This window comes from Corynebacterium sp., from assembly GCF_052107835.1.
GTDB lineage: Bacteria > Actinomycetota > Actinomycetes > Mycobacteriales > Mycobacteriaceae > Corynebacterium.
Map to the genome: position 1 here is coordinate 1 of NZ_JBQEDF010000005.1, position 22,946 is coordinate 22,946.

The following is a 22,946-nucleotide window of genomic DNA, read 5'->3' on the forward strand; positions in this document are numbered from 1 at the left end:
GGGGTGGCCTGCTGTGTAGTGCCGAACCCGGACACGCATTCTGACCATTAACCCCACTTCGCCACCCACTACGGTGCCCTTCCGCAGTCATCGCACCGCCGGGAATGTCCGTGCTACCCCTGCTCCCGTCCCCGCAGCACCCCAGAGAAGGCGAACACGGCGATACCGGCCACAGGGATCAGGAGCAGCCCGGCACGGAGACTGGTGGCGTCCGCGACCGCACCAATGATGGGTGGGGAGGCCAGGAATCCTATGCGCATCAGCCAGGACACCACCGCCAACCCCGTCCCGGGACGCAGGCCCGGCAGATTGCTCGCTTCCTGCATGGCGGAGGGGACGAGGGTCGCCACGCCGAACCCGGCCGCGGCCAGTCCCAGGACGGTCCCCGGCACGGAGGGGAATGCCAGTGCCAGCCCCATCCCCACGGCCAGCACCGCACCACCGGCACGGGCGACGGTGCGTCGGCCGTAGCGGTCGACGAGAGTGTCCCCGACGAGCCGTCCCACGAACTGCGCCGCCACAAGTGTGATGAACCCCGTGGCCGCTACCGCACCGGGAGCGCCGAGCGAGGAGAGGTAGAGCGTTGCCCAGGAGTTCCCGGCGTCCTCCACCACGGTGCCGGCAACCGCGACCACGACAAGTGCGGCGAGGATGAACGGAATGCGTGCGCCTGTTGTCCGGGGCTGGTCCGTCCCCGCCGCGTGGGTAGCAGGGTCGGTAGCGTGGTCGGCTCCGGAATCCGCTGTGGACACGTCCGCCTGTTCAGGACCCGGCAGACAGAACCGGTACGCCACGAGAGCGACCGCGGAGAACGCCACACCCGAGATCGCCAGGTGCACCCCCACACTGAGACCCGCCGCGATCGCACCCGCGGACATGGTGCCACCCAGCACGGCACCGAGGGACCATACCGCGTGGAAGGAGTTGATGATGGAGCGTCCGTAGCGGTCCTGGACCCGGAGAGCGTGGTGGTTCTGCGCCACGTCGGTGAAGGCGTCCATCGCGCCGGCCACGAAGAGCCCGGCGATGAGCAGGGGGAGTACCGGGGCGAGCCCAGCGGAGAACAGCCCGACGCTGGTCAGGACCGTCCCGAGCACGGCCACGCGTGCGGACCCGAACGTCCTGATGAGCGGCGCCGCGGCGAGCCCGGAGACGATGGCACCGATGGGGAAGGCTGTCACCGCGAGGCCGTAGATGGCGTTGTCCAGTCCCAGGTCCGCCTTGATGTCCGGGAAGCGGGGGACGATGTTGGCGAAGAGGGCACCATTGGTCAGGAAAAGTACGCAGACCGCGGCCCTGGCGCGCCTCTCGGTGGGGGACGCGGGGGACGGGGTGGCGGGCATGGGGACAGTCTAGTGACGGGAACCGGCGCCGGGACCGGCACCGCACCCCGAAACGGCCCCGGTCTGTTCTCCACCGGGATACGCTGTGTTCATGTGATGTACACCACGGTCGGTTAGCGTGAACGCGTCTGTGCAGTGACGATTCTGACGATTCTCCAGGAGACGAAACGCCCCATGAACATCAAGCTGTCCCGCCGCGCCGGATTCCGGTCCCTGATCCCGGTGACGGTCCTGGCACTGGTCCCCGCGCTCGCGGCGGGGACCGTCGTGGCCCCGGCCCAGGCACAGGTCCAGCCCCCGGAGATCGTGGGGGAGTACCTGCCCGCCACCCTGCCCCCGGTGCAGCATGACGGTGCCCCGGCCCCGCGGCCCTTCGGCCCGCAGGAGTACAACTGGTACCTCTCCGACCTGAGCTCCTACCAGGGCGGTATCTACTACGGTGTCGTCAGCGGTTTCGAGGACCTGCGGGCCAACCACCCCGGGGTCATGGACCAGAACCTCGACACGGTGGTGGAGGTTAACAACACCGCGGACCCGCAGACCGTCGGGCGCGCGCAGGTCGACGCCGCCGCCGATGACGCGGACCTGCTCACCGCGCTCTCCGATGCCTTCGGGGAGACCCTGGGGGACGAACTGCGCACTACCCTGGCGGAGAACCGCCTGCCGAAGACCCGCATGCTCCTCGACTCCGGCTACCTCTCCCGTGCCGGGGGCGTGGCGAGCTCCACCTTGATCGAGAAGGAGATCTTCGATTACGCGCGCCCCTTCGAGGCCGCGCCGGACCGCATCACCAAGCACACCGGAGGTGGGAACGAGGACCTCTACGAGTTGGGCAATGCGTCCTTCCCCTCCGGCCACACCAACCAGGCCACCTGGACCACCACGCTTCTGGCGGTGCTGCTGCCCGAGCTCGCTCCCCAGCTGATCGCCCGCGGTTCGGAGGCAGGGTACAACCGCATGGTCATGGGTGTCCACTACCCGCTGGACGTCATCGGTGGCCGGATGACGGGTCAGGCTGCCGCCGGTGACCGGTGGAACGATCCCCGGATGCGGAGCGTCCTGACGCAGGCGGGTGACGAGATCCGGAAGGAACTCGAGTGGCGCACGGGCACGCCGTTGGACGAGGCGATCGCGGGGGACTCCCCGTACCGCTCCACCGAGGCGGCGGTCGCCGAGTACACCGAGCGGATGACCTACAGTTTCGACACGGTCGGGGATCCGGACGCCCGGCTGACCGTCCCCCAGGGAGCACCGGAGCTGCTGTCCACCGCTTTCCCGGATCTGGACTGGGGGCAGCGCGCCCGGGTGCTCGCCGCAACGGCACTTCCGGCCGGTTACCCCCTGGACGACCAGTCCGCCGCCGGACGCGAGGCCGGGAACTGGCAGCGCATCAACCTCGCCGCCGCCTTCGCCGCGGACGTCACGGTCGGCGACGGTGGGATGTTGACCGTCAACGGCTCGCCCGCGTAGGCGTCAAAGATCTGAGTCCTCCCCCAGAACGATTCCCGGGTCAGAATCGTTCTGGGGGAGGACTCAGATCTGACTGGGCTCACACTGACGACGCGATTACGCCGCCGCCGTCTCCTTCGCGGCATCGGAGGACGGGTCGCCGGCGGAACCGGCCGCGGTCTCCGGCTTCTTCGCGGTCACCTGCTTGACGATGGTCACGGTGATCGCCGAGACGATCATGCCCGCGATCACCGCGATGATGAAGCCCCACCAGTTCTCCATCAGCGGCATCACGAAGATACCGCCGTGGGGAGCGCGGCTCTCCACCTCGAACAGCATGGTCAGCGCGCCGGCCACACCGCCACCGACCATCATCGAGGGGATGATGCGTAGCGGGTCGGCGGCCATGAACGGGATCGCACCCTCGGAGATGAAGGACGCGCCGAGCAGCCAGGCAGCCTTGCCGTTCTCGCGCTCCTCCTTGCTCCAGATCTTCGGGCGCAGGGCTGTGGACAGGGCCAGGGCCAGTGGCGGGACCATCCCGGCGGCCAGCACGGTGGCCATGATCTGGAAGGACGCGGCGTCGCCGGTGGACAGGCCTGCGGTGGCGAAGAGGTAGGCGGATTTGTTGACCGGTCCACCCAGGTCGAAGCACATCATCAGGCCGATGATCAGGCCCAGAAGCATGGCGGAGGACCCGGACATGTCGGTCAGCCAGTTCTGGAGGCCGTCCATGGCGGCGGCCAGGGGCCTGCCGAGGAGGAGGAACATCGACCCGGTGGTGATCAGTGTGGCCACCAGCGGAATGATGACCACCGGCATCAGGGAACCCAGCCAGCGCGGGACGTTCCAGGACTGGATCCACATGGCGACCAGCCCGGCGAGGATACCGGTGACCAGACCGCCGATGAAGCCGGCGCCGACCAACACGGCGACAGCGCCACCGACCATGCCGGGGACGATGCCCGGGCGGTCGGCCAGAGCGTAGGCGGTGTAACCCGACAGTGCCAGGACCAGGAAGTCCATCGCTGTTGTACCGCCACCGTAGAACACGGCGCCTAGGTAGAGAAGCAGTCCGGATCTGTCGGTGGTCTCTTCGCCGGCCCCGATGTCATAGGGAAGGCTGCCGGGCAGGTCCCACATGGAGTAGTCCGTGACGACCGTCTCCCAGACTTCGGAGACGTTGTAGCTTCCGATGATGAACCCGAGGGCCATGAGAAGCCCGCCGGCCGCCACGAAGGGCACCATGTAGGACACACCGGTCATCACGGCCTGTTGGATGCGGCGTCCCCAGCCGAGGCTGCCTTCGTCGTCGTCATCGTCGTCTCCGCCGGATTCCGCTCCGGAGCCGGACACCCGCTTGGGGTTGTCGGCCTTGGACGCGGCGACCGCCCGGTCGATCAGGGAGTCCGCCTCGGAGATCCCCTTGGCGACGGGCACATCGACCACCGGCTTGCCGGCGAAGCGGGCGATGTCACGGACACCGACCCCGTGGGCGAAGATGACCGCGTCGGCCTCCTCGATCTGGGACTTCTTCAGCTTGTCGCCGCCGGAGGAGCCCTGGGTCTCGATCGCGATCTCGACGTCGTCGCGTGCGTCCGCGGCGGCGACCAGGGCGTCGGCGGCCATGTAGGTGTGGGCGATGCCGGTGGGGCAGGACGTGATGCCCACCAGCTTCACGACACCGGCCGACTCCTCGGGTTCGGCGGCCGGCTCGGCCTCCGGCTCGCTGGCGGACGCAGCGGCGGGCGCGGCGGCGGTTGCGGCCGCGGGCTTCTTCGTCTTCTTCTTGTCCAGGATGTCGGTGACGAGGGTGACGATCTCCTCCTCGGACTCCGCCGACCGCAGTGCCGCCACGAAGTCCTTCTTCACCAGGGAACGGGCGAGGGTGCTCAGCACCTTCATGTGCTCGCTGCCGCCGCCCTCGGGTGCCAGGATCATGAAGACCAGGTCAGTCCCGTCGTCACCGGATCCGGCGCCGAAGTCGGTGGGTGTCCTGAGCCGGGCGAAGCCGAGCGACGGGGCGCTGACCGCGGTTGTCCGGCAGTGGGGGATGGCGATGCCGCCGGGCAGTCCGGTGGCAGCCTCCTCTTCTCGGGCGTGGATGTCGGCCAACAGTTGGGTGGTTTCGCTGGCGCGTCCGGCCTTGACCTGCAGTTCGGCAAGTTCGGTGAGGACGGCCTCCTTCTCTGCGGGGAGGTCTGCGTCGAGCGAGACCAGGTCGGTGGTGATCACCGGTCCGGTGTCTGGGCTGGTCATGATCATGCTCTCCTAGATTGTGGTGAAACGTCGGGAAGATCGTGTGGGGTGGGAAGTGTGGTTCCCGGGAGGGTGACCGCGGTCGACCCGTGTGTCACGGCGAGTGCGAGGCGGTCCGGGTCGGAGAGTCCCCGGACCGCGCCGATGACGTAGCCGGCCAGCGTGGAGTCGCCGGCTCCGACGGTGGAGACAGCCGTCACCGACGGACTGGGGCAGAACCAGGCGTCCGGGGCGTTGCCTGCGGACGTGCCGTCGTCGGCGCCCCCGTCATCCCTGGCGACCAGCAGGGCACCGGCCGCACCAAGGCTCACCAGGGCCGCCCCGAAACCCCGGCTGAGGAGCGCGGTGGCGGCGTCGACCACCGCGGCGAGGTCACCGTCGGCGGCCGCGTCCTCCATGGCGTCGCCGTTTCCGCCGACTATCTGCGCCAGCTCGTGGGAGTTCGGCTTGACCAGGTCGGGCGCGGCCGCGGGATTGCGGTCGGACAGGTCGACGAGGGCGGCGAGTGCCGCGTCCGAGGTGTCCACTGCCACGCGGAAGCCCAGCTCGTGGGCGGTGGCGGTGGTGCGGGCGTACCAGTCGTCGGGGAATCCGGGGGGAAGCGATCCGGCGAGCACCAGCCAGTGGGGTCCGGGGATCTTCTGGGCGGTGACGTCGGCCAGCGTGCGGGCGACGGCGTCGGACAGGTCGCGTCCGGTGGCCGCGGTGTCCCCGGGGGAGTTGATCTTGGTGGTCACCCCGTCCGGGTCGGTGATGGTGAGGTTGACGCGAACCGCGGCACCGCCGACGAAGCGTGCGGGAATGTCCCCGGCCCGCACCAGGTCGGCGAAGTCGCTGGACGCGTCGGCGGGGGCGATGGCCAGGACGTCCTCCCCGGCGTTGTGGACGACGGTGGCCACGTTCACGCCTTTGCCGCCGGCCTGGTCGGTCCCGGAGACGACCCGGTTGACACCCCCGACGTCCAGTGGTCCGGGCAGGTGCTGGGACCGGTCGATGCTGGGGTTCGGTGTGACGGTGATGATCACGCCTGGATCACGTCCATTCCTTGGTCTCGGAGTTCACGGAGGACCGGGTGGTCCGGTGACGCGTCAGTGATGAGCAGGTCGATGTCGGCCGCGGTGGCGAAGGAGCACAGCAGCTCCTCGCCGACCTTCGACTCGTCCACCAGGGCGATCCTGACCCGTGCGGCGCGGGTCATGGCCGTTTTGGCCTGGGCCTCCTGCGGATCGGGGGTGGAGAAGCCGAAGTCGGCGGTGATGCCGTTGGCACCCAGGAAGGCGACGTCGGCACGCATCCGCAGGAATTCCCCGACGGTTTCCGCGCCGACGACGGACTGGGTGATGCCGCGGACCTGACCGCCGACCAGGCGGATCCGGCGGTCGACGGCGGTCGGCGGCTGGACGGACAGCTGGTAGGACAGCAGGACCGAGTTGGTGACCACCGTGAGGTCGGGGCGGGCGAGCAGGTCGTCGCACAGCATCGCGGTGGTGGTCCCGGAATCGACGATGACCGAGCCGCCCGAGGCGGGCAGGTGTTCGACGGCGGCGTTGGCGATGCGGGACTTGGCGTCCCGCGCGGCCGTGGAGCGTACGGCCACGGGATTCTCCTCGCCGCTGTGCGCGCGGTGGGGGACGGCCCCGCCGTGGACCCGGGTGATCCGTTGCTGGCGCTCGAGGACGTCGAGGTCCCGGCGGATCGTCTCCGCGGACACCCGGTGAAGGTCGGCGAGGTCGGTCACCGACATGCCGCCGCGGGTGAGGATCTCCTCGGCGATGACGTCCTGCCGTTGTGGCGCGTACATACCCCCATTGTCTGTGGGAATGTGTGGTTGGTCAACGGTTATATCGTGATGTTTATGTGGTTCAGGCGTAAAACGGTCACAATCAGGCAGGGGTGCGGAAGTGCTGTCGTGCGCGAGAGCCCCTTTCAGGGGTGATGGCGGACTGTCCCCGTCGATTGTCCGGGGCGGACGGACAGTGGCAGCTAGGGTGAGGGCCATGTTGCGTCGCCGTCTCCCCGTTGCCGTTGCCGCTCTCGCCGCCATCGTGGTCGGCGCCTTCTCCGCTCCGGTGGCGACCGCGGCCCCCGGGGTTCCGGGCCTCCCGGACGCCGGGCAGGTGCAGCAGCAGGCGGAGCACGCCGTCGACACCGTTGTCGACGGCGCCCTCAACGCCACCGGCGAACCGGGCCCGCACCGCGTCCCGGGCCACTACTTCACCTCCCCGGGCGTCCCCCAGGAGGCGCAGGACGCCCGTCCGTCCGTGGTCGTCGGGCCGTCCACCCCGCTGATCGTCGGGCCGTCTGTGTGCACGGCCACCGCCGCCGGCTACGATGCCGCGGGCAATGCGGTGGCTGTCACCGCCGGGCACTGCGGTGCCCCCGGTGACCAGGTCAGCTCCGCCGATGACCCGGACGGCACCGTCATCGGCACCTACGAGCGCTCGGGGTCGGTGGACAACGGGATCATCCTGCTCAACGAGAATGCCCGGGTCACCAACACCTACAATGATGTCTCCCTCAGCGAGCTGGGTGGTCCGTTGCCCGGTGATTTCGGCGACGTCTGCAAGACGGGGATCACCACGGGGACGTCCTGCGGGCCGGTGTTCGCCACCGCCGACACCCAGTTCGCGATGCACCTCTGCGCGTCCCACGGGGACTCCGGTGCGCCGGTGTACGTCGGCGGCCGCCTGGTGGGCGTCCTCAGCGGCGGACTCGCGGACCTGCCCTCCTGCCAGCACCCCGCCCAGGGGCCCGTGCACTCCCCGGTGACGGGCGTGGGCTGGGACGTGGTCACCGCCGAGATGGACTACGCCGGCGGTGTCGGCGCCGGGTTCCACCTGGCGTAGGGCCGCGGGTGATCCGGCCCTTCTACCCCAGCCGGCCCCGGCCGAGCTGCAGCAGCGAGTTCGCGATGGCGATGCCCTCGGGCCCGAGTTCGTCGCGGAACTGGTTGAGGATCGCGGTTTCCCGCGAGTAGACCAGTTTCGTCCCGCCTGAGGCGGTGCGCGTCTTGCCGATCAGCCGCGAGATCTCCGTCCGGCGTTTCGCGGCGTCGATGATCGTGCGGTCGAGTTCGTTGATCTCCCTGCGGTAGCGCTGGATCTCGGCGTCCGACAACGGGTCATCGGTTCCGCTGGAGAACTCCTGCTCATTAGTCATGGTGAGGATTCTACGTCCGGACGGCGTTGTAGGGTGAACATGTCCCCACACCGATGAAGGAGAACACCCCACTGTGAGCACCGTGACGCACGACGAGATCCCCTTCCCGGAGGAGCCGTTCGAGCCGCCACCGGAGGAGGACGACGTCCCACCGGAGGACGCGGCGGCGGTGCTCGCGGACATGTCCGCGACCGCGTCCCACCTGGCACCTCTGCCGGACGTTACGGCTGCGGCGTCGACGTCGCCGTTCCACACGCGGGACGCTGCGGAAGGTGCGGGTGCCTCGGAAACTGCCCACGATGCCGCCGCCGCGGAGGAGTCCGTCGGCCCGGTCCCGGGCCGGGTGATGAGCACCCAGACCCGCGACCAGTTGCTCGAGGGGCTCAACCCCGCACAGCAGGAGGCGGTGAAGCACAGTGGCTCCCCGCTGCTCATCGTCGCTGGCGCAGGATCCGGCAAGACCAGTGTGCTCACCCGTCGGATCGCATGGCTGCTCGCCGGTGGGGTCGCACCGTGGCAGGTACTGGCGATCACCTTCACCAACAAGGCCGCCGCCGAGATGCGCGAGCGCATCGGTGAGCTCGTCGGCCCGGTCGCCGAGCGGATGTGGATCTCCACCTTCCACTCGGTGTGCGTGCGCATCCTCCGGGCGAATGCGGCCCTGGTCGAGGGGTTGAACTCCAACTTCACGATCTACGACTCCGACGACATGAAGCGCCTGGTCACCATGATCCTGCGTGACCGTGAGCTCGATGCCAAGGAGTTTGCGCCGCGGGCCGTGCTGTCGGTGATCTCGAACTGGAAGAATGAACTGCAGAGCCCCGCGGAGGCCCTGGCCGAGGCTCAGCAGGACGGTAACCACCACCGGGAGACGATCGCGCAGGTCTTCCGGGACTACCAGACCCGCCTGCGCCAGGCGAACGCCGTGGACTTCGACGACCTCATCGGGGAGGTCGTGGGACTGCTGCGCAACAACCCGGGGGTCGCCGACCACTACCGCCGCCGGTTCCGCCACATCCTCGTCGACGAGTACCAGGACACCAACCACGCCCAGTACGTGCTGGTGTCCACGCTGGTGGGGGAGGGGACCGCCGCCGCCGAACTGTGCGTGGTCGGTGATGCCGACCAGTCCATCTACGCCTTCCGCGGGGCGACGGTGCGCAATATCGAGGAGTTCGAGCGTGACTACCCGCACGCCCGCACGATCCTGCTGGAGCAGAACTACCGCTCCACCCAGAACATCCTGTCGGCGGCGAACGCGGTGATCTCGCGGAATTCGGGACGCCGCGACAAGAACCTCTGGACCGACTCCGGCGACGGATCCCTGATCGGTGGTTACGTCGCCGACAACGAGCACGACGAGGCACGCTTCATCGCCCAGACCATCGATGAGCTGGTCGACCACGGCGACGCCCGCTACGGCGACATCGCGGTGATGTACCGGACGAACAACTCCTCGCGCGTGGTCGAGGATATCCTGGTGCGCTCTGGCCTTCCGTACAAGGTCGTCGGCGGCACGCGTTTCTACGAGCGCCGCGAGATCCGCGACATCGTGGCCTACCTGAAGGTCCTCGACAACCCGGAGGACACGATGGGCCTGCGCCGGATCATCAACACCCCGCGCCGCGGCATCGGTGACCGTGCGCTGTCGCAGGTCACCGTGCACGCGCAGAACACCGGGGTGAGTTTCGCCCAGGGGCTGGTTGCGGCGGGACGTTCGGAGGTCCCGGGGCTGAGTTCGCGCGGACGCAACGCGATCGCCGGTTTCCTGGAGATGATGGATGGCCTGCGTGAGGAGACCGCGGGTGCGCTGATGCGGACCTCCGACGGGGAGTCCCTGGGCATCCCGGATGTCGGTGCGGTGGTGCGCGCGGTGCTGGATTTCACCGGCTACACCGCCGAGCTGGAGAAATCGAATGATCCGCAGGACGGATCCCGCCTGGACAATCTCAATGAGCTGGTGTCCGTCGGCCACGAGTTCTCGCAGGAGGCGGCGAACGTGGCCGCGTACGAGGCGATGCCGGGTGATGACGGGGCCGGCGGCGACGGTGCGTCCGACGCCGTTCTCGCCGAGGGCGAGCCGGAACCGGGCAGCCTGCAGGCGTTCCTGGAGCGGGTGAGCCTGGTCGCCGACGCCGACCAGATCCCCGCCGAGGAGCAGGACATGGTCACACTGATGACCCTGCACACCGCCAAGGGACTGGAATTCCCGGTGGTGTTCCTGGTCGGCTGGGAGGACGGCCAGTTCCCGCACATGCGGGCCCTGGGCGATCCGACGGAGCTGTCGGAGGAACGGCGTCTGGCGTACGTGGGGATCACCCGTGCCCGCGACCGGCTGTACCTGTCACGGGCGATGACCCGGTCAAACTGGGGGACACCGCAGAACAACCCGCCGTCGCGGTTCCTCGGTGAGATCCCGGACGACCTGGTCGACTGGATCCGGGAGGAGCCTGCCCCGGCGTGGGCCGGTGGCTCCGGCTCCTGGGCGGACGGGACGAGCTTCGGTGGCGGGTGGTCGTCCGGTTCGTCCTCCCCGTCCGCGCAGGGTTCGCAGCGGTCGCAGCGGTCCACGAAGAGCCCGGGTCCGTCGGCGTCCTCCGGGGCGCTGCGGAAGAACACGCAGCAGCTGGAACTGGAGGTCGGTGACCGCGTCAACCACGACAAATACGGCCTGGGCACGGTGAAGAGCGCGGACGGCAAGGGGGTCCGTGCCACCGTCACAATCGACTTCGGTGCCAACGGGACGGTGCGGCTGATGCTGATCGGCGGGATCCCGATGGAGAAGCTGTAGGGGGACGGGTAGGGGACAACCCCGGGGAATGTACTCCCGTCGGCAAAACAAGGGAGTATGGTTCACTGCAAGTTGATTGTGAACTGGGTCACGACACGTATTAGTAACCTAATCTTCACGCTCGGCACATCAGCCGCCGCTGTCGGGCTGGTACAAGTGAATCCATAACGAATCCCACACTGCGGGCGGTTGACCACCGCTCTGGAAAGACGTCCCTCTCCGAATGCTCAAGTACATAGCCAAGAAGACCGCAACATGGCTGGCGGTGATTTTCCTTGCGACGAATCTCGCGTACTTCCTGGCCGCTATCTTCCTGGACCCGAGATCGAATTACTTCGGCCGACGACCGCCGATGTCCGGGGAACAGATCGACAACATCCTCGAACCGCTCAATCTGAGCCGGAACACCCCTCTGCTGGAACGCTGGTGGAACTGGCTCTCCGGCATACTCCTCCACTGGGACTGGGGTGCCTCGCCGCTGGGGGACAGCGTCAACGAACAAGTCTCCTACCGCATCTGGGTTTCCGCCCAGCTGCTGCTGCTCGCCACCATCCTGTCGGTCATCATCGGGGTCGCCATCGGCGTGTACACCGCCTCGCGGCAGTACAAGCTCGGCGACCGGCTTTGGCAGGGGATCTCGATCGTCACCCTGAACACCCACGTCGTGGTTGCCTCACTGGCGGTCGTCGCCGTCGGGCTCTGGGTCAACGACCTGGCAGGGACCAGGGTCTTCTGGGTGACAGGGTCATCCAACCCGGACGTGGAGGGCTTCTTCCCACGGCTCGTGGACATAGCCCAGCACCTGGCGCTGCCCACGGCGTCCATCGTGATCATCTCCTACGCGAGCTACCACCTGCTGCAGCGCACACTGCTGCTGGACAACCTCAACGCGGACTACGTGCGCACCGCCCGTGCCAAGGGGCTGACCCGCAACCAGGCCGTCCGCAAGCACGCCCTGCGTACCTCGATGATCCCGGTGGCCACCAACGTGGCGTTCTCCATCCCGGCGATCTTCACCGGCGCGATCCTCACCGAGCAGATCTTCGCCTGGAACGGCATGGGCCAGTACTTCCTGCAGACCATGCAACGCAATGACGTCCACGGGGCCGTGGCCATCGCCGCCTTCGGTGCGGCGGTCACTGCGGTCTCGGCGGTCATCTCCGACATCGTCGTCGTCGCACTGGACCCGAGAGTGAGGGTGAACTGACATGACCATCCCGAACATGCAGGATGCGGCAGGTGCCGCTGAGCCGGTCGAGCCCGGTGTCGAGGAACTGGAGACCACCGCACCAACCGGCCGAGGGAAGAAGAAGGCGGGGACCAGCAAGCTCGGACTGTACTGGCGACGCTTCGCCCGCAACCGGATGGCCCTGGTGGGGCTGGTCATCTTCGTCCTGCTGACCCTGGCGGCCTTCATCGGGCCGACCTTCGTGCCCTGGGAGTACGACGAACCCGACTTCCTGAACCTGTCGAGCCCGCCCTCCCCGGAGCATTGGTTCGGCACGACGGACGTCGGCAACGACCTTTTCGCCCAGACCCTCCACGGACTCGGCCGGTCGCTGATGATCTCGGTCATCGCGGCGGTGTTCATCACGGTGATCTCCGCCATCCTCGGCGCCGCCGCAGCACTCTACGGGGGTTGGGCGGAGAGGATCATCCTGGGGCTGATCCACTTCCTGCTGGCCGTTCCCTCCCTGCTCCTGATTGCACTGCTGGTCAACGGATCGGGTGGCGACTGGAAACTCCTGACCTTCATGCTGGTCCTCTTCGGCTGGATGTTCACCGCCCGCGTGATCTGGTCGCTGGCGATGTCCGTCCGGGAGAACGACTACATCCGGGCCGCCCGCTACATGGGGGTCGGCAGGTTCACCATCGTGATGCGTCACATCATCCCGAACATCGGCTCGCTGATCATCATCCAGTTCGCCCTGGCCATCCCGTCCACCGTCGCGACCGAGACGGGCCTGTCCTTCATCGGTCTCGGCGTGAAACTGCCGGACGTCAGCCTCGGAACGCTGTTGTCCATCGGCTCGGCCACCACCACGTCCGCCCCCTGGCAGTTCTGGTTCCCCGCCGCTGCCCTCACCCTGCTCACCGTGTCCCTGGCCTTCATCGGCGACGGCCTGCGGGACGCCCTCGACCCCACCTCGAACGCTGGAGGACGCGCATGACCACCGCACACACTGGCATCACCGAACCGGTGCTCTCCGTCAAGGACCTCACCGTCTCCTTCCCGTCCGAGGCAGGTACCGTCTCCGCGGTCCGAGGTGTGGACTTCGATCTGCACCCGGGCAGGACGCTCTGCATTGTCGGTGAGTCCGGGTCCGGCAAGTCCGTGACCTCCATGGCCGTGATGGGACTGCTGCCGGATTACGCGAAGGTGGAGGGCTCCGTAATGCTGCAGGACCGCGAACTCCTGGGGCTGAGTGACAGGCAGATGTCCGGCATCCGTGGCCGGGACATCGGCATGATCTTCCAGGATCCGCTGACCGCCCTGACACCGGTCTTCACGATCGGCGACCAGATCGTCGAGGCGATCCTGTGCCACCAGAAGGTCTCGAAGAAGGCCGCCTGGAAACAGGCTGTGGAACTGCTGGACCTGGTGGGCATCCCCGAGCCCCACAAGCGGGTGAAGTCCTTCCCCCACGAGTTCTCGGGTGGCATGCGCCAACGCGCGGTCATCGCGATCGCGATCGCCAACAATCCCCGCGTCCTGATCGCGGACGAACCAACGACGGCCCTGGATGTGACGATCCAGGCCCAGGTGCTCGACGTCATCCGCCTCGCCCAGCGGGAGACCGGTGCGGCCACCATCCTGATCACCCACGACATGGGGGTCGTCGCCGGTATGGCGGACGATGTGATGGTGATGTACGCGGGACGCCCGGTGGAACGGGCTGAAGCGTCCGAGCTCTTCAGCACACCACGGATGCCCTACACGGTGGGCCTGCTGGGGTCGACACCACGCGTGGACCGGCCGTCCCGGGAGCCGTTGATCCCCATCGCCGGTACCCCGCCGCTGCTGGTGGACCTGCCACCGGGGTGCCCCTTCGCCGACCGCTGCCCCGCGGTCATCGACGACTGCCGTGTGGAGGAGCCGCGCCTGGAGATCGTCCCGGGGACCTCACCGGAGACCGGGACGCACCGGGCGTCCTGCATCCGCTCAGGGGAGATCGCGGACTCCCGGATCGACGGGGCCGAGCTGTACCCGGTCCCGGAGCTCGCCGAGGACGTCTACGCGGGCGTTCCACGGGAGGAGCGAGAGACGACGCTCGAGGTCACGAACCTGCACAAGGAGTTCCCGCTGACGAAGGGTTCGGTGATCAAACGCCGGATTGGCACGGTGGAGGCGGTCAAGGGACTGACCTTCGACATCCGGGCGGGGGAGTGCATGGCGATCGTCGGCGAGTCCGGTTCCGGCAAGACCACCACGCTGCTGGAGATCATGGAGCTCGAGCCGCAGGACGATACGACGATCACGCTCACCGGCCGTGACGCCGGATCGATGAGCAACCGCGAGCGGTTGACCGCGCGCCGGGACATCCAGATCGTGTTCCAGGATCCCATGGGGTCACTCGACCCACGCCAGACGGTGCGTGAGGTGATCTCCGAGCCGCTGAAGTCGCTCGGCTACGACGGTGACATCAGTGACCGTGTTGCTGAGCTGATGGACCTGGTCGGCCTGAACCCCAGCCACATCGACCGCTTCCCGGGACATTTCTCCGGGGGTCAACGCCAGCGCATCGGTCTGGCACGTGCGCTGGCCACGAACCCCAAACTCATCGTCCTCGATGAACCCGTGTCCGCGCTGGACGTCTCCATCCAGGCCGGCGTGATCAACCTGCTGGACGATCTGAAGCGTCGCCTGGGCATCTCCTACCTCTTCGTCGCCCACGACCTGTCGGTCATCCGGCACCTCTCGGACAAGGTCGCCGTGATGTACAAGGGGGATTTCGTGGAGCAGGGGGACACCGACGAGATCTTCGACAACCCGCGGCACGAGTACACGAAGAAACTACTGTCCGCGATCCCCGTCCCCGACCCGGCGGTTGAACGTGCCCGCCAGCAGCAGCGTGACAATGATGCGCGCCTGTCGTCCTGAATCCCGTCCATCCCACGAAGGGAACCACCGATGAATGACGGAACACTGACCCGCACTCCCGGACGTGGCCCGCCCCGTGCGCCAGTCCGGTGAGACCCCTCACGGTCCCGGTAGTTCATCTCCACCCCACTCTCCACTCTCCAGCCCCTGACGACATGAGGAGTAAGCCCATGAGAATCACGAAGCGAAGGAGCGCCCTGGCCGTGGTCACCACCGCCGCCCTGGTGCTCGCCGCCTGCTCGAGCGACGAGGACGGTGGCGGCGAAAGCTCGACCGCGGCCGACGCCAACGCCTCCGATATCAATGACACCGAACGCGATGAGATCGAGGACGGGGGTGAACTGACGCTGCCGATTACTGAGGTCGCGGAGCAGCAGAATACCTTCCACGCGGACGGCACCCTGTACACCCGTGATATCTGGAAGTGGTACAACCCCCAGATCGCTCTGTTCGATGCCGAGGGTGAGTTCCAGCCGAACCCGGACTACCTCGAGGACGTCTCCGAGGAAGAGGTGGACGGTAAGACCCAGGTGACCTACACGATCAACGAGGAGGCCGAGTACAACGATGGCACCCCGATCAACTGGGAGACCTTCGAGCACACCTGGAAGTTCAACAACGGTGAGGACGAGGAGCTGAACGTCAGCTCCACCGATGGTTACTCGCTCATCGAGTCGGTGGAGGAGGGCGAGAACGATAAGCAGGCCGTGGTGACCTTCACTCAGCCCTACGCCTGGTGGGAGGGGCTGTTCAACTACCTGTTGCCCACCCAGGTGGACACTCCGGAGAAGTTCAACGAGGGCTACTTGAAGGAGACGCCCAATGACTGGGGCGCCGGACCGTACAAGATTGAGTCCTCGGACTTCAACCGGCAGACCGTGACCTTTGTTCCGAACGAGAACTGGTGGGGGGAGGAGCCGAAGCTGGACACGTTCACCTACCGCCAGATGGAGGCCCAGGCCGCCATCAACGCTTTCGAGGCCGGGGAGATCGATGCCACCAGTGCCGCGACGGCGGACCGGCTCGCTACCGTGAGAGCGATGGGGGACGACGCGGATATCCGCACTGCGATGCGACCGGACAGCTTCCTGATCACCTTGAACTCTGAGGCACCCCTGTTGGAGGACGACGCAGTCCGCGAGGCGATCATGACCGGTGTTGACCGTGATCAGTTGGCTGAGATCCGCTTCAATGGGCTGGATTACACCGAGGACCTGCCCGGCTCCTTCATCCAGTTCCCGACCCAGGAGGGCTACGAGGACAACCTCGGCGAGGTCCTGGAGTACGACCCGGAGAAGGCGAAGTCGCTTCTGAACGAGGCTGGATGGGAAGAGGGCTCCGACGGCGTCCGCGAGAAGGACGGGGAGAAGCTCGCGCCGCGGTACGTGCTTACCGGGGATGATCCGCAGACGAAGGCCGAAGCCTCAGCTTTCCAGGCGATGATGCGAGATATCGGTGTTGATATGACGATCGATGAGCGCCCCTCTTCAGAGTTCGCGAACATTACTTCCCAGCGTGATTTCGACATCTTCCAAAGTGGCTTCAGTTCCTCGGATCCCTTCGGTGTCGCCTACTTCGACCAGATGTTCGGCTCGGATTCCGAGCTGAACAAGTCCGGTACGGGTACCGAAGAGTTCGACGAGAAGATCGCCGAACTGCAGAAGATCGGTGACGGCGATGAACAGATCGCCGAGGCCAATGAGCTGGAGAAGGAGATCCTGGGCACCTACGGCATCATGCCGACATACAATGGTCCGGATATTCAGGCCACCAAGCCCGGTCTCGCCAACTACGGCGCCTACGGCTTCGCCGACGTGCCGGTCGAGAACATCGGCTGGGAAGCCGAGTAATGGGCCCGTCTGGAACATCCGTGTAGAAACCGGCGTTCATTGACCTACCCACGAACCCGCGTTCTGCCCCTCCACCGAGGAGGGGCAGAACGCGGGTTCGTCCTGTTCTGTTCCTGCCGAATCGAGCGCCACCGGAGGTGTGTTGGCCCGGAGTAGCGTCGAAAGCAGTAACCACACCGCACGAGAAAAGGAGCACCCCACCATGAGCGAGCACCAGGTCCGGCAGGTCATCCTGTCCACGGAGAACCTCGACGAATCCATCAGGTTCTACACCGAGACACTCGGATTCCCCCTGAAGTTCCGCGACGGTGACCACTATGCCGCCATCGACGGCGGCAGCATCACGATCGCCCTGGCCACCGAGATCGACCACCCGATCCCGGGCAAGGTCGTGGTCGGCGTCAAGACTGACGACGTGGACGGTGACGCCAAGAAGGCGGAGGCGGATGGTGGCGGGTTCGTCACCGACCCCTACAACGACGCCCACGAGCGCCGTGCCGTGGTCTACGACAGCCAGGGCAACGGCATCGTGTTCTACTCCCCACTGCCGCAGTAGCCACAACACACGGGAAAAGCATTCACCCGGGCACGCTCTGAGAGGTTAGAGCGTACCCGGGTGAATGCTTTTTTCCACCGGAGTGGGCCGGAGGGCGATGCTGGCGGCTGTTCTAGAGCTCGATGCCACGCTCGCGGAGCCACGGCACCGGATCCACGGCCTGGTCCTCGGTGGGGTAGACCTCGAAGTGGACGTGGGAGCCGGTGGAGAAGCCCTCGGAGCCCATGCCGGCGATCTTCTGGCCGGCGTGGACCGGCTGGCCGACGGTCACGTCGATGGTGGACATGTGGCCGTAGACGGTGATGGTGCCGTCGGAGTGCTTGACGCGGACCCAGTTGCCGAAGCCGGAGGCCGGGCCGGCGTCGATCACGGTGCCGGACTGTGCGGCGAGGATCGGGGTGCCGATGGCGTTGGCGATGTCGATGCCGTTGTGCATGCTGCCCCAGCGCATCGCGAAGGGGGAGGTGTAGGAGCCCTCGGCCGGCTTGACGGTGCTGGGGGTGCGGTTCAGCAGGTCCTCGGCGGCGCGGGCGGCGTCGAACTCCAGTGCGCTGGACAGCTGCCCGGAGAGATCGTCGATCTGGGTGGACTGCGGCAGATCCAGGATCTGTGCCGCGGACCCGTCGACATCGCTGCCGGCGGCGCTTCCGTCGGACCCCTGGGCCAGCACCTCGGTGTTGGAGGTCAGGGCGATGTCGTTGTCGCCACCGCTCTGCTCGGAGGACTGGTGGACGGTGGCGGCACCGGCACCCGTGGCGCCAGCGGTGGCAACTCCGGTTGCTGCGATCGCGACAAACGCCATGCGGCGCTTGGCAGCTGTGTCGAGCTTGCGGTGTGCTCCGCCTCTCCGTGCCTCAGTCATCCTGTGTAACCCTCTCCGTTATCAATCTGTCATCCGACCGGTCGCTGTTTGTGACCGTATCGTTATCAACGAGTCGCAACTTTATAGGTCGGTAGGGCACTGGGCAAGCCAAATGGCGAAAAGATCACGATTTTGTATCGACGGAGTTGGAGGCGTAGGGGGTACTGAAATGGTATCGATTTGATAACGGGCAGGTCAAGGTGGGTGTGTTACTGGTGTGACGGGGGTGGGGGATATGTAACGCCGGGCCCCGGCGTGGCCTACAGATCACGACGTCCGACGTTGTGCACAATGGGACAGGTGAGTAACGAATCCCAGCGCCCCACCTCGAGACGACAGCGGACCCGCCGTGCTCCCGAGGCGCGCCGTCGCGAAGCGAGGGCGGCCGCGGAGTCCCGCCGCGCCGCCCGCAACAACCCCCGGAGTGCCGGTGAGGGTGCCGAGCGCTTCGTGGCCGGGGAACACGGAACCGCAGCGTCGCGCGACACCGGTGCAGCGAAGCGTCCGGCAACGGACGCCCCCCGACCCGGTTCCGGTGCGCGCAGCGGAGGGAGGCTCTCCCGTGTCTGGCACGGGTGGTGGTCGACCTGGGGTGAGCACATTCGCCGCTTCGCCCCCGTCGTCCTCGTCAACCATGCGGTCACGCTGGCCGTGACGATCGCCGTCGCGGTCATCATCGGTATCGGGGAGACCTTCACGGCGGTTCCGGCGATGGTCGGGTCGTTCTGGATGTTCGCCAACCTCGCGCCGGTCGGGTTCGCCGGGGCGGAGCTGGGTGTGGCCCCGCTCCTGCCCGCCGCATTGATTGTCCTGGCGCATTCGAGGCGTGTCCGGGCCGCCTGCGGTTCGCAGATCACCGTCCGTAATATCCGCGTCTTCGCGACACTCGCCGTGCTGGTCCCTGTGGTCCTCACGTGTCTGGCGTGGCTTGTGCTGTGGGATGCCTCTAAGGTCTTCGACATCGCCCCGCCCAACATCCTCGTCGCCGTCGCCTCCACGGCGGTGGTGAACGGATTGGCGTTCGTGGTGGGACTGGGGCCCAAGGTCTGGCGGGCGCTGCTGCTGCGCCGTGGGTGGCCGACGTGGCCGGTGGAGGGGGCCCGGCTCGCCGGACGCTTCGTGCGCTGGATGCTGCTCGCCGGTCTGCTGGCGGTTGTTGTCCAACTCCTCCTTAATATCGGTGCGCTGTCGGATGCCTACTCCATCGCCCCGGACGCCTGGGGACGCATCGGACTGACGGTGCTGAGCCTTCTGTACCTGCCGAACCTGGCTGTCGGGGCCAGCGGTGTGCTGATGGGCAGCGAGATGCACATCGGTGACGCATCGGCGTCACTGTTCGCCGTCACGAACGCGAACCTCCCGCCGATGCCCATTCTCGCCGCGATGCCGAACACGGACCTCCCGTACGGTGAGGCGCTGCTGGTGATTCCGGTAGCGGTCGCGGTGTTCACGGTGTACCGGTTCTTCGTCACCCGCTCCTTCATGGAGGCTCCGGTGTTCACCGCGTTGGCTGCGGGCGCGTTCGCCGCGGTGGCGGGACTGCTGGTGGCCTGGGCCGCCGGCGGCACACTGGGTCTCTACGGCTCGACCGGGCCGCTGTTGTGGCTGACGCCCCTGCTGTTCGCGTGCTGGATGGTGGTCCCGGCCCTGGTCGTCTTCATCTGGCTTGCCAGAGCGGGGCAGCGCGTCACGGAAACGGCGCAGGACGTTGAGGACTCCGGGTCCATCGACCCGGAGGCGGACGCTGAGGTGGAGTCCGACCAGGAATCCGATGCCGAGACCGACGCTGAGGCCGGTGCCGATGCAGGTGCCGAGGGGGAGGCTGACGCTGAGGACGAGTCCGAGGCGGATGGTGCGGCCGGGGAACCGGGTGACGATCCGGACTCTGAACCTGGTCCCGGGCCGGAGGGCGAACCAGTCCCGGCCGACGACACGGACGTCACTGACCCCGAGGAACCGGAGGCCCCGGAGGCGCCCGAGGAACCTGAGGACCCCGTGGAACCTGAGGACCCCGAGGAGACGGACGAGGTCGAACCCGATGAAGATCCTGGGGTCGATCCCGGGGATGGCACGGACCCTTCTGGAGCGGAAGAGGATGAACCCGGCACTGATGAGTCCCGTGCCTGAGCCCGGGGGCCGGACAGCTACCGCGTAGACAACCCCTCCGACGGCACCGGGGGAGGGGCGAGGAAGTAAGCTGGGGTGCCGTGAGTGACTCTGCAACCCCCGCGTCGACCCCGACGGCCCCGGCACCTGCACAGGTGGGTGTCGGACGCACAGGTGAGGCACTGCGTGTCGTGATCCTGGCGTCCGGCGAGGGGACCCTGCTGCAGTCGATGATCGACGGTCTCGGTCCGTCGGTGGATGTCGTCGCCGTCGGATCGGACCGCCCGTGCCGGGCGCTGGACCGGGCCGCGGACGCGCACCGTCCCACCTTCCTCGTCGAGTACAACCCCGACCGGGTCGAGGGCTACGACAGGGACGGCTGGAATGCCCTCCTCGCCGACGAGATCGGCCACCACGCCCCGGACGTCATCGTCAGCGCAGGCTTCATGCGCATCCTGGGGCATGCGGTGACCTCCCGGTTCGCCGGACGGATCATCAACACCCACCCCGCACTTCTCCCGTCCTTCGCCGGCGCCCATGCCGTGGAGGACGCCCTGGCGTACGGGGTCACGCTCACCGGATCCACCGTCCACATCGTCGATGACGGCGTGGACACCGGTCCGATTCTCGCGCAGCGCGCGGTCCCGGTGATCCGCGGGGACACGCGGGACACCCTCCACGAACGGATCAAGACGGTGGAAAGGGCACTGATCGTCGACGTGCTCCACCGCACGGCCGAACACGGCTACACCATCGAAGGACGAAAGGCCTGGATCAATGACTGAAACCACCCGACCCATCCGCCGCGCGCTGATCAGCGTCTACGACAAGACCGGTCTCGAGGAGCTCGCGACGGGCCTGGACAAGGCGGGGGTGGAGATCGTCTCCACCGGATCCACCGCAGCGAAGATCGCCGGCACCGGCATCCCGGTCACCCGTGTCGAGGAGCTCACCGGATTCCCGGAGTGTCTCGAGGGCCGTGTGAAGACCCTGCACCCGCGCGTCCACGCCGGCATCCTCGCCGACACCCGCAAGGACGACCATCTGCTGCAGCTGCGCGACCTCGGGGTGGAGCCCTTCGAGCTGGTCGTGGTGAACCTGTACCCGTTCACCGACACCGTCGCGTCCGGTGCGGACTACGACGCCTGCGTGGAGCAGATCGACATCGGCGGGCCCTCGATGGTGCGCGCCGCGGCGAAGAACCACCCGTCCGTCGCCGTGGTCACCGACCCGGGCGAGTACGGCAACGTCATCACCAAGGTGGCCGACGGTGGTTTCACCCTGCGTGAGCGGGCACTGCTGGCCACCCAGGCTTTCCGTCACACCGCGTCCTACGACGTTGCGGTGGCCAGCTGGTTGACCGGGCAGACCGCCGAAGGTGACGACGCCCAGTTCCCCGAGTGGATCGGTTCAGTCCACGAGCGCACCCACGAGCTGCGCTACGGCGAGAACCCGCACCAGGCCGCCGCGGTGTACTCCGCCCCGGGGCAGGACGGTGGCCTGGCCAACGCCGAGCAGTTCCACGGCAAGGCGATGAGCTACAACAACTACACCGACGCGGACGCCGCGTGGCGTGCCGCCTGGGACCACGAGCGTCCCTGCGTGGCCATCATCAAGCACGCGAACCCCTGCGGTATCGCCGTCGCCGACGATGTCGCCACCGCCCACCGCGCCGCCCACTCCTGCGACCCGGTGTCCGCCTACGGCGGAGTCATCGCGGTCAACCGTCCGGTGTCCGAGGCGCTGGCCCAGCAGGTCGCCGGCATCTTCACCGAGGTCATCATCGCGCCGGGCTACGAGGACGGTGCGGTGGACGTGCTGAGCCAGAAGAAGAACATCCGCATCCTGCAGACCACGCCTCCGGTGAAGGAGGGTGCGGTGGAGCACCGTGAGATCACCGGCGGACTGCTGGTGCAGGAACGCGACCTGGTCGACGCGTCCGGCGACGACACCGCCAACTGGACGCTCGCCGCCGGTGAGGCCGCCGACGACGCCACTCTTGCCGAGCTCGAGTTCGCGTGGCGGACCGTGCGTGCGGTGAAGTCCAACGCGATCCTGCTGACCAAGGACGGTGCCACGGTGGGCGTGGGCATGGGCCAGGTGAACCGTGTGGACTCGGCGAAGATCGCCGTGGAGCGGGCGAACACCCTGGCCGGGGACGAGAAGCGGTCCGAGGGTGCTGTTGCTGCCTCGGATGCGTTCTTCCCCTTCGCCGACGGGTTCGAGACCCTGGCCGAGGCCGGGGTGCGTGCCGTGGTGCAGCCCGGTGGGTCCGTGCGTGACCAGGAGGTCATTGATGCTGCGGTCGCTGCCGGTGTGACGATGTACCTGACCGGGGAGCGCCACTTCGCGCACTGATCGGTACCCTGTCCCTGCTCTCAGAAACTGGGGGCCGGCATCCCGGCACCCAGGGATGGCTTTTTCCGCTCAGAGCAACTCTGGATGCCGCGATGCCCGCCTGAGGGGCGG

Annotated in this window: 17 protein-coding genes; 11 read left to right on the plus strand and 6 right to left on the minus strand. The window is 67.3% G+C overall.

From position 1 onward, the window contains the following. Positions 1-113 precede the first annotated feature (113 nt). Positions 114-1,343, minus strand: a complete 1,230-nt coding sequence (locus ACTIL2_RS02000; protein ID WP_442335777.1) for an MFS transporter — start codon at positions 1,341-1,343, stop codon at positions 114-116. 174 nt (positions 1,344-1,517) lie between these two features. On the opposite strand from ACTIL2_RS02000, the gene ACTIL2_RS02005 reads away from it, so the two are divergent. Next, entirely contained in the window at positions 1,518-2,813 is a 1,296-nt protein-coding gene (locus ACTIL2_RS02005) for an acid phosphatase (protein ID WP_442335778.1), read from the plus strand. A gap of 96 nt (positions 2,814-2,909) precedes the next feature. On the opposite strand, the gene ACTIL2_RS02010 is transcribed toward ACTIL2_RS02005, so the two are convergent. From ACTIL2_RS02010 to ACTIL2_RS02020, 3 genes are read right to left on the minus strand one after another with little or no spacing between them, the layout of a single operon-like run. After that, complete coding sequence (locus tag ACTIL2_RS02010; RefSeq protein ID WP_442335779.1) at positions 2,910-5,051, minus strand: PTS fructose transporter subunit IIABC; 2,142 nt, start codon at positions 5,049-5,051, stop codon at positions 2,910-2,912. A 2-nt stretch (positions 5,052-5,053) separates the two neighbouring features. After that, positions 5,054-6,076 (minus strand): 1-phosphofructokinase family hexose kinase, encoded by a 1,023-nt coding sequence (locus tag ACTIL2_RS02015; protein WP_442335780.1) that lies wholly within the window; start codon positions 6,074-6,076, stop codon positions 5,054-5,056. Next, positions 6,073-6,852: a DeoR/GlpR family DNA-binding transcription regulator gene (locus ACTIL2_RS02020; RefSeq protein WP_442335781.1), complete on the minus strand. Its 780-nt coding sequence runs from the start codon at positions 6,850-6,852 to the stop codon at positions 6,073-6,075. Before ACTIL2_RS02020 ends, ACTIL2_RS02015 begins: the two co-directional genes overlap by 4 nt. Before the next feature lie 196 nt (positions 6,853-7,048). Here ACTIL2_RS02020 and ACTIL2_RS02025 point away from each other — a divergent pair, with 196 nt between their 5' ends. Then, positions 7,049-7,897, plus strand: a complete 849-nt coding sequence (locus tag ACTIL2_RS02025) for a S1 family peptidase (protein WP_442335782.1) — start codon at positions 7,049-7,051, stop codon at positions 7,895-7,897. Between the two features lie 22 nt (positions 7,898-7,919). Here ACTIL2_RS02025 and ACTIL2_RS02030 read toward each other — a convergent pair whose 3' ends face one another. Next, positions 7,920-8,210: a chorismate mutase gene (locus ACTIL2_RS02030; RefSeq protein WP_442335783.1), complete on the minus strand. Its 291-nt coding sequence runs from the start codon at positions 8,208-8,210 to the stop codon at positions 7,920-7,922. A 346-nt stretch (positions 8,211-8,556) separates the two neighbouring features. On the opposite strand from ACTIL2_RS02030, the gene ACTIL2_RS02035 reads away from it, so the two are divergent. The 6 genes from ACTIL2_RS02035 (at position 8,557) to ACTIL2_RS02060 (ending at position 17,509) form a co-directional block, all read left to right on the plus strand. After that, positions 8,557-11,001: a UvrD-helicase domain-containing protein gene (locus ACTIL2_RS02035; protein WP_442335861.1), complete on the plus strand. Its 2,445-nt coding sequence runs from the start codon at positions 8,557-8,559 to the stop codon at positions 10,999-11,001. A gap of 223 nt (positions 11,002-11,224) precedes the next feature. Beyond that, positions 11,225-12,208: an ABC transporter permease gene (locus ACTIL2_RS02040; protein ID WP_442335784.1), complete on the plus strand. Its 984-nt coding sequence runs from the start codon at positions 11,225-11,227 to the stop codon at positions 12,206-12,208. Position 12,209: 1 nt separating this feature from the next. Next, a complete protein-coding gene (locus ACTIL2_RS02045; protein ID WP_442335785.1) occupies positions 12,210-13,172 on the plus strand; it encodes an ABC transporter permease in 963 nt (320 codons plus the stop codon). Next, positions 13,169-15,103, plus strand: coding sequence for a dipeptide ABC transporter ATP-binding protein (locus ACTIL2_RS02050; protein WP_442335786.1), 1,935 nt, complete (start codon positions 13,169-13,171; stop codon positions 15,101-15,103). Before ACTIL2_RS02045 ends, ACTIL2_RS02050 begins: the two co-directional genes overlap by 4 nt. 170 nt (positions 15,104-15,273) lie before the next feature. After that, entirely contained in the window at positions 15,274-16,953 is a 1,680-nt protein-coding gene (locus ACTIL2_RS02055; protein ID WP_442335787.1) for an ABC transporter family substrate-binding protein, read from the plus strand. A 202-nt stretch (positions 16,954-17,155) separates the two neighbouring features. Then, positions 17,156-17,509, plus strand: coding sequence for a VOC family protein (locus ACTIL2_RS02060; RefSeq protein ID WP_442335788.1), 354 nt, complete (start codon positions 17,156-17,158; stop codon positions 17,507-17,509). Between the two features lie 112 nt (positions 17,510-17,621). Here ACTIL2_RS02060 and ACTIL2_RS02065 read toward each other — a convergent pair whose 3' ends face one another. Beyond that, positions 17,622-18,371 (minus strand): M23 family metallopeptidase, encoded by a 750-nt coding sequence (locus tag ACTIL2_RS02065; protein WP_442335789.1) that lies wholly within the window; start codon positions 18,369-18,371, stop codon positions 17,622-17,624. Positions 18,372-18,662: 291 nt separating this feature from the next. On the opposite strand from ACTIL2_RS02065, the gene ACTIL2_RS02070 reads away from it, so the two are divergent. From ACTIL2_RS02070 to purH, 3 genes are all read left to right on the plus strand, one after another. Next, positions 18,663-20,498 (plus strand): cell division protein PerM, encoded by a 1,836-nt coding sequence (locus ACTIL2_RS02070; RefSeq protein ID WP_442335790.1) that lies wholly within the window; start codon positions 18,663-18,665, stop codon positions 20,496-20,498. A 134-nt stretch (positions 20,499-20,632) separates the two neighbouring features. Continuing rightward, on the plus strand, positions 20,633-21,262 hold the full coding sequence (gene purN, locus ACTIL2_RS02075) for a phosphoribosylglycinamide formyltransferase (RefSeq protein ID WP_442335862.1): 630 nt from the start codon (positions 20,633-20,635) through the stop codon (positions 21,260-21,262). Beyond that, the gene (purH, locus tag ACTIL2_RS02080; protein ID WP_442335791.1) at positions 21,255-22,835 is read left to right on the plus strand and encodes a bifunctional phosphoribosylaminoimidazolecarboxamide formyltransferase/IMP cyclohydrolase; all 1,581 of its coding nucleotides are present in this window, start codon (positions 21,255-21,257) and stop codon (positions 22,833-22,835) included. Before purN ends, purH begins: the two co-directional genes overlap by 8 nt. The last annotated feature ends 111 nt before the right edge of the window (positions 22,836-22,946 follow it).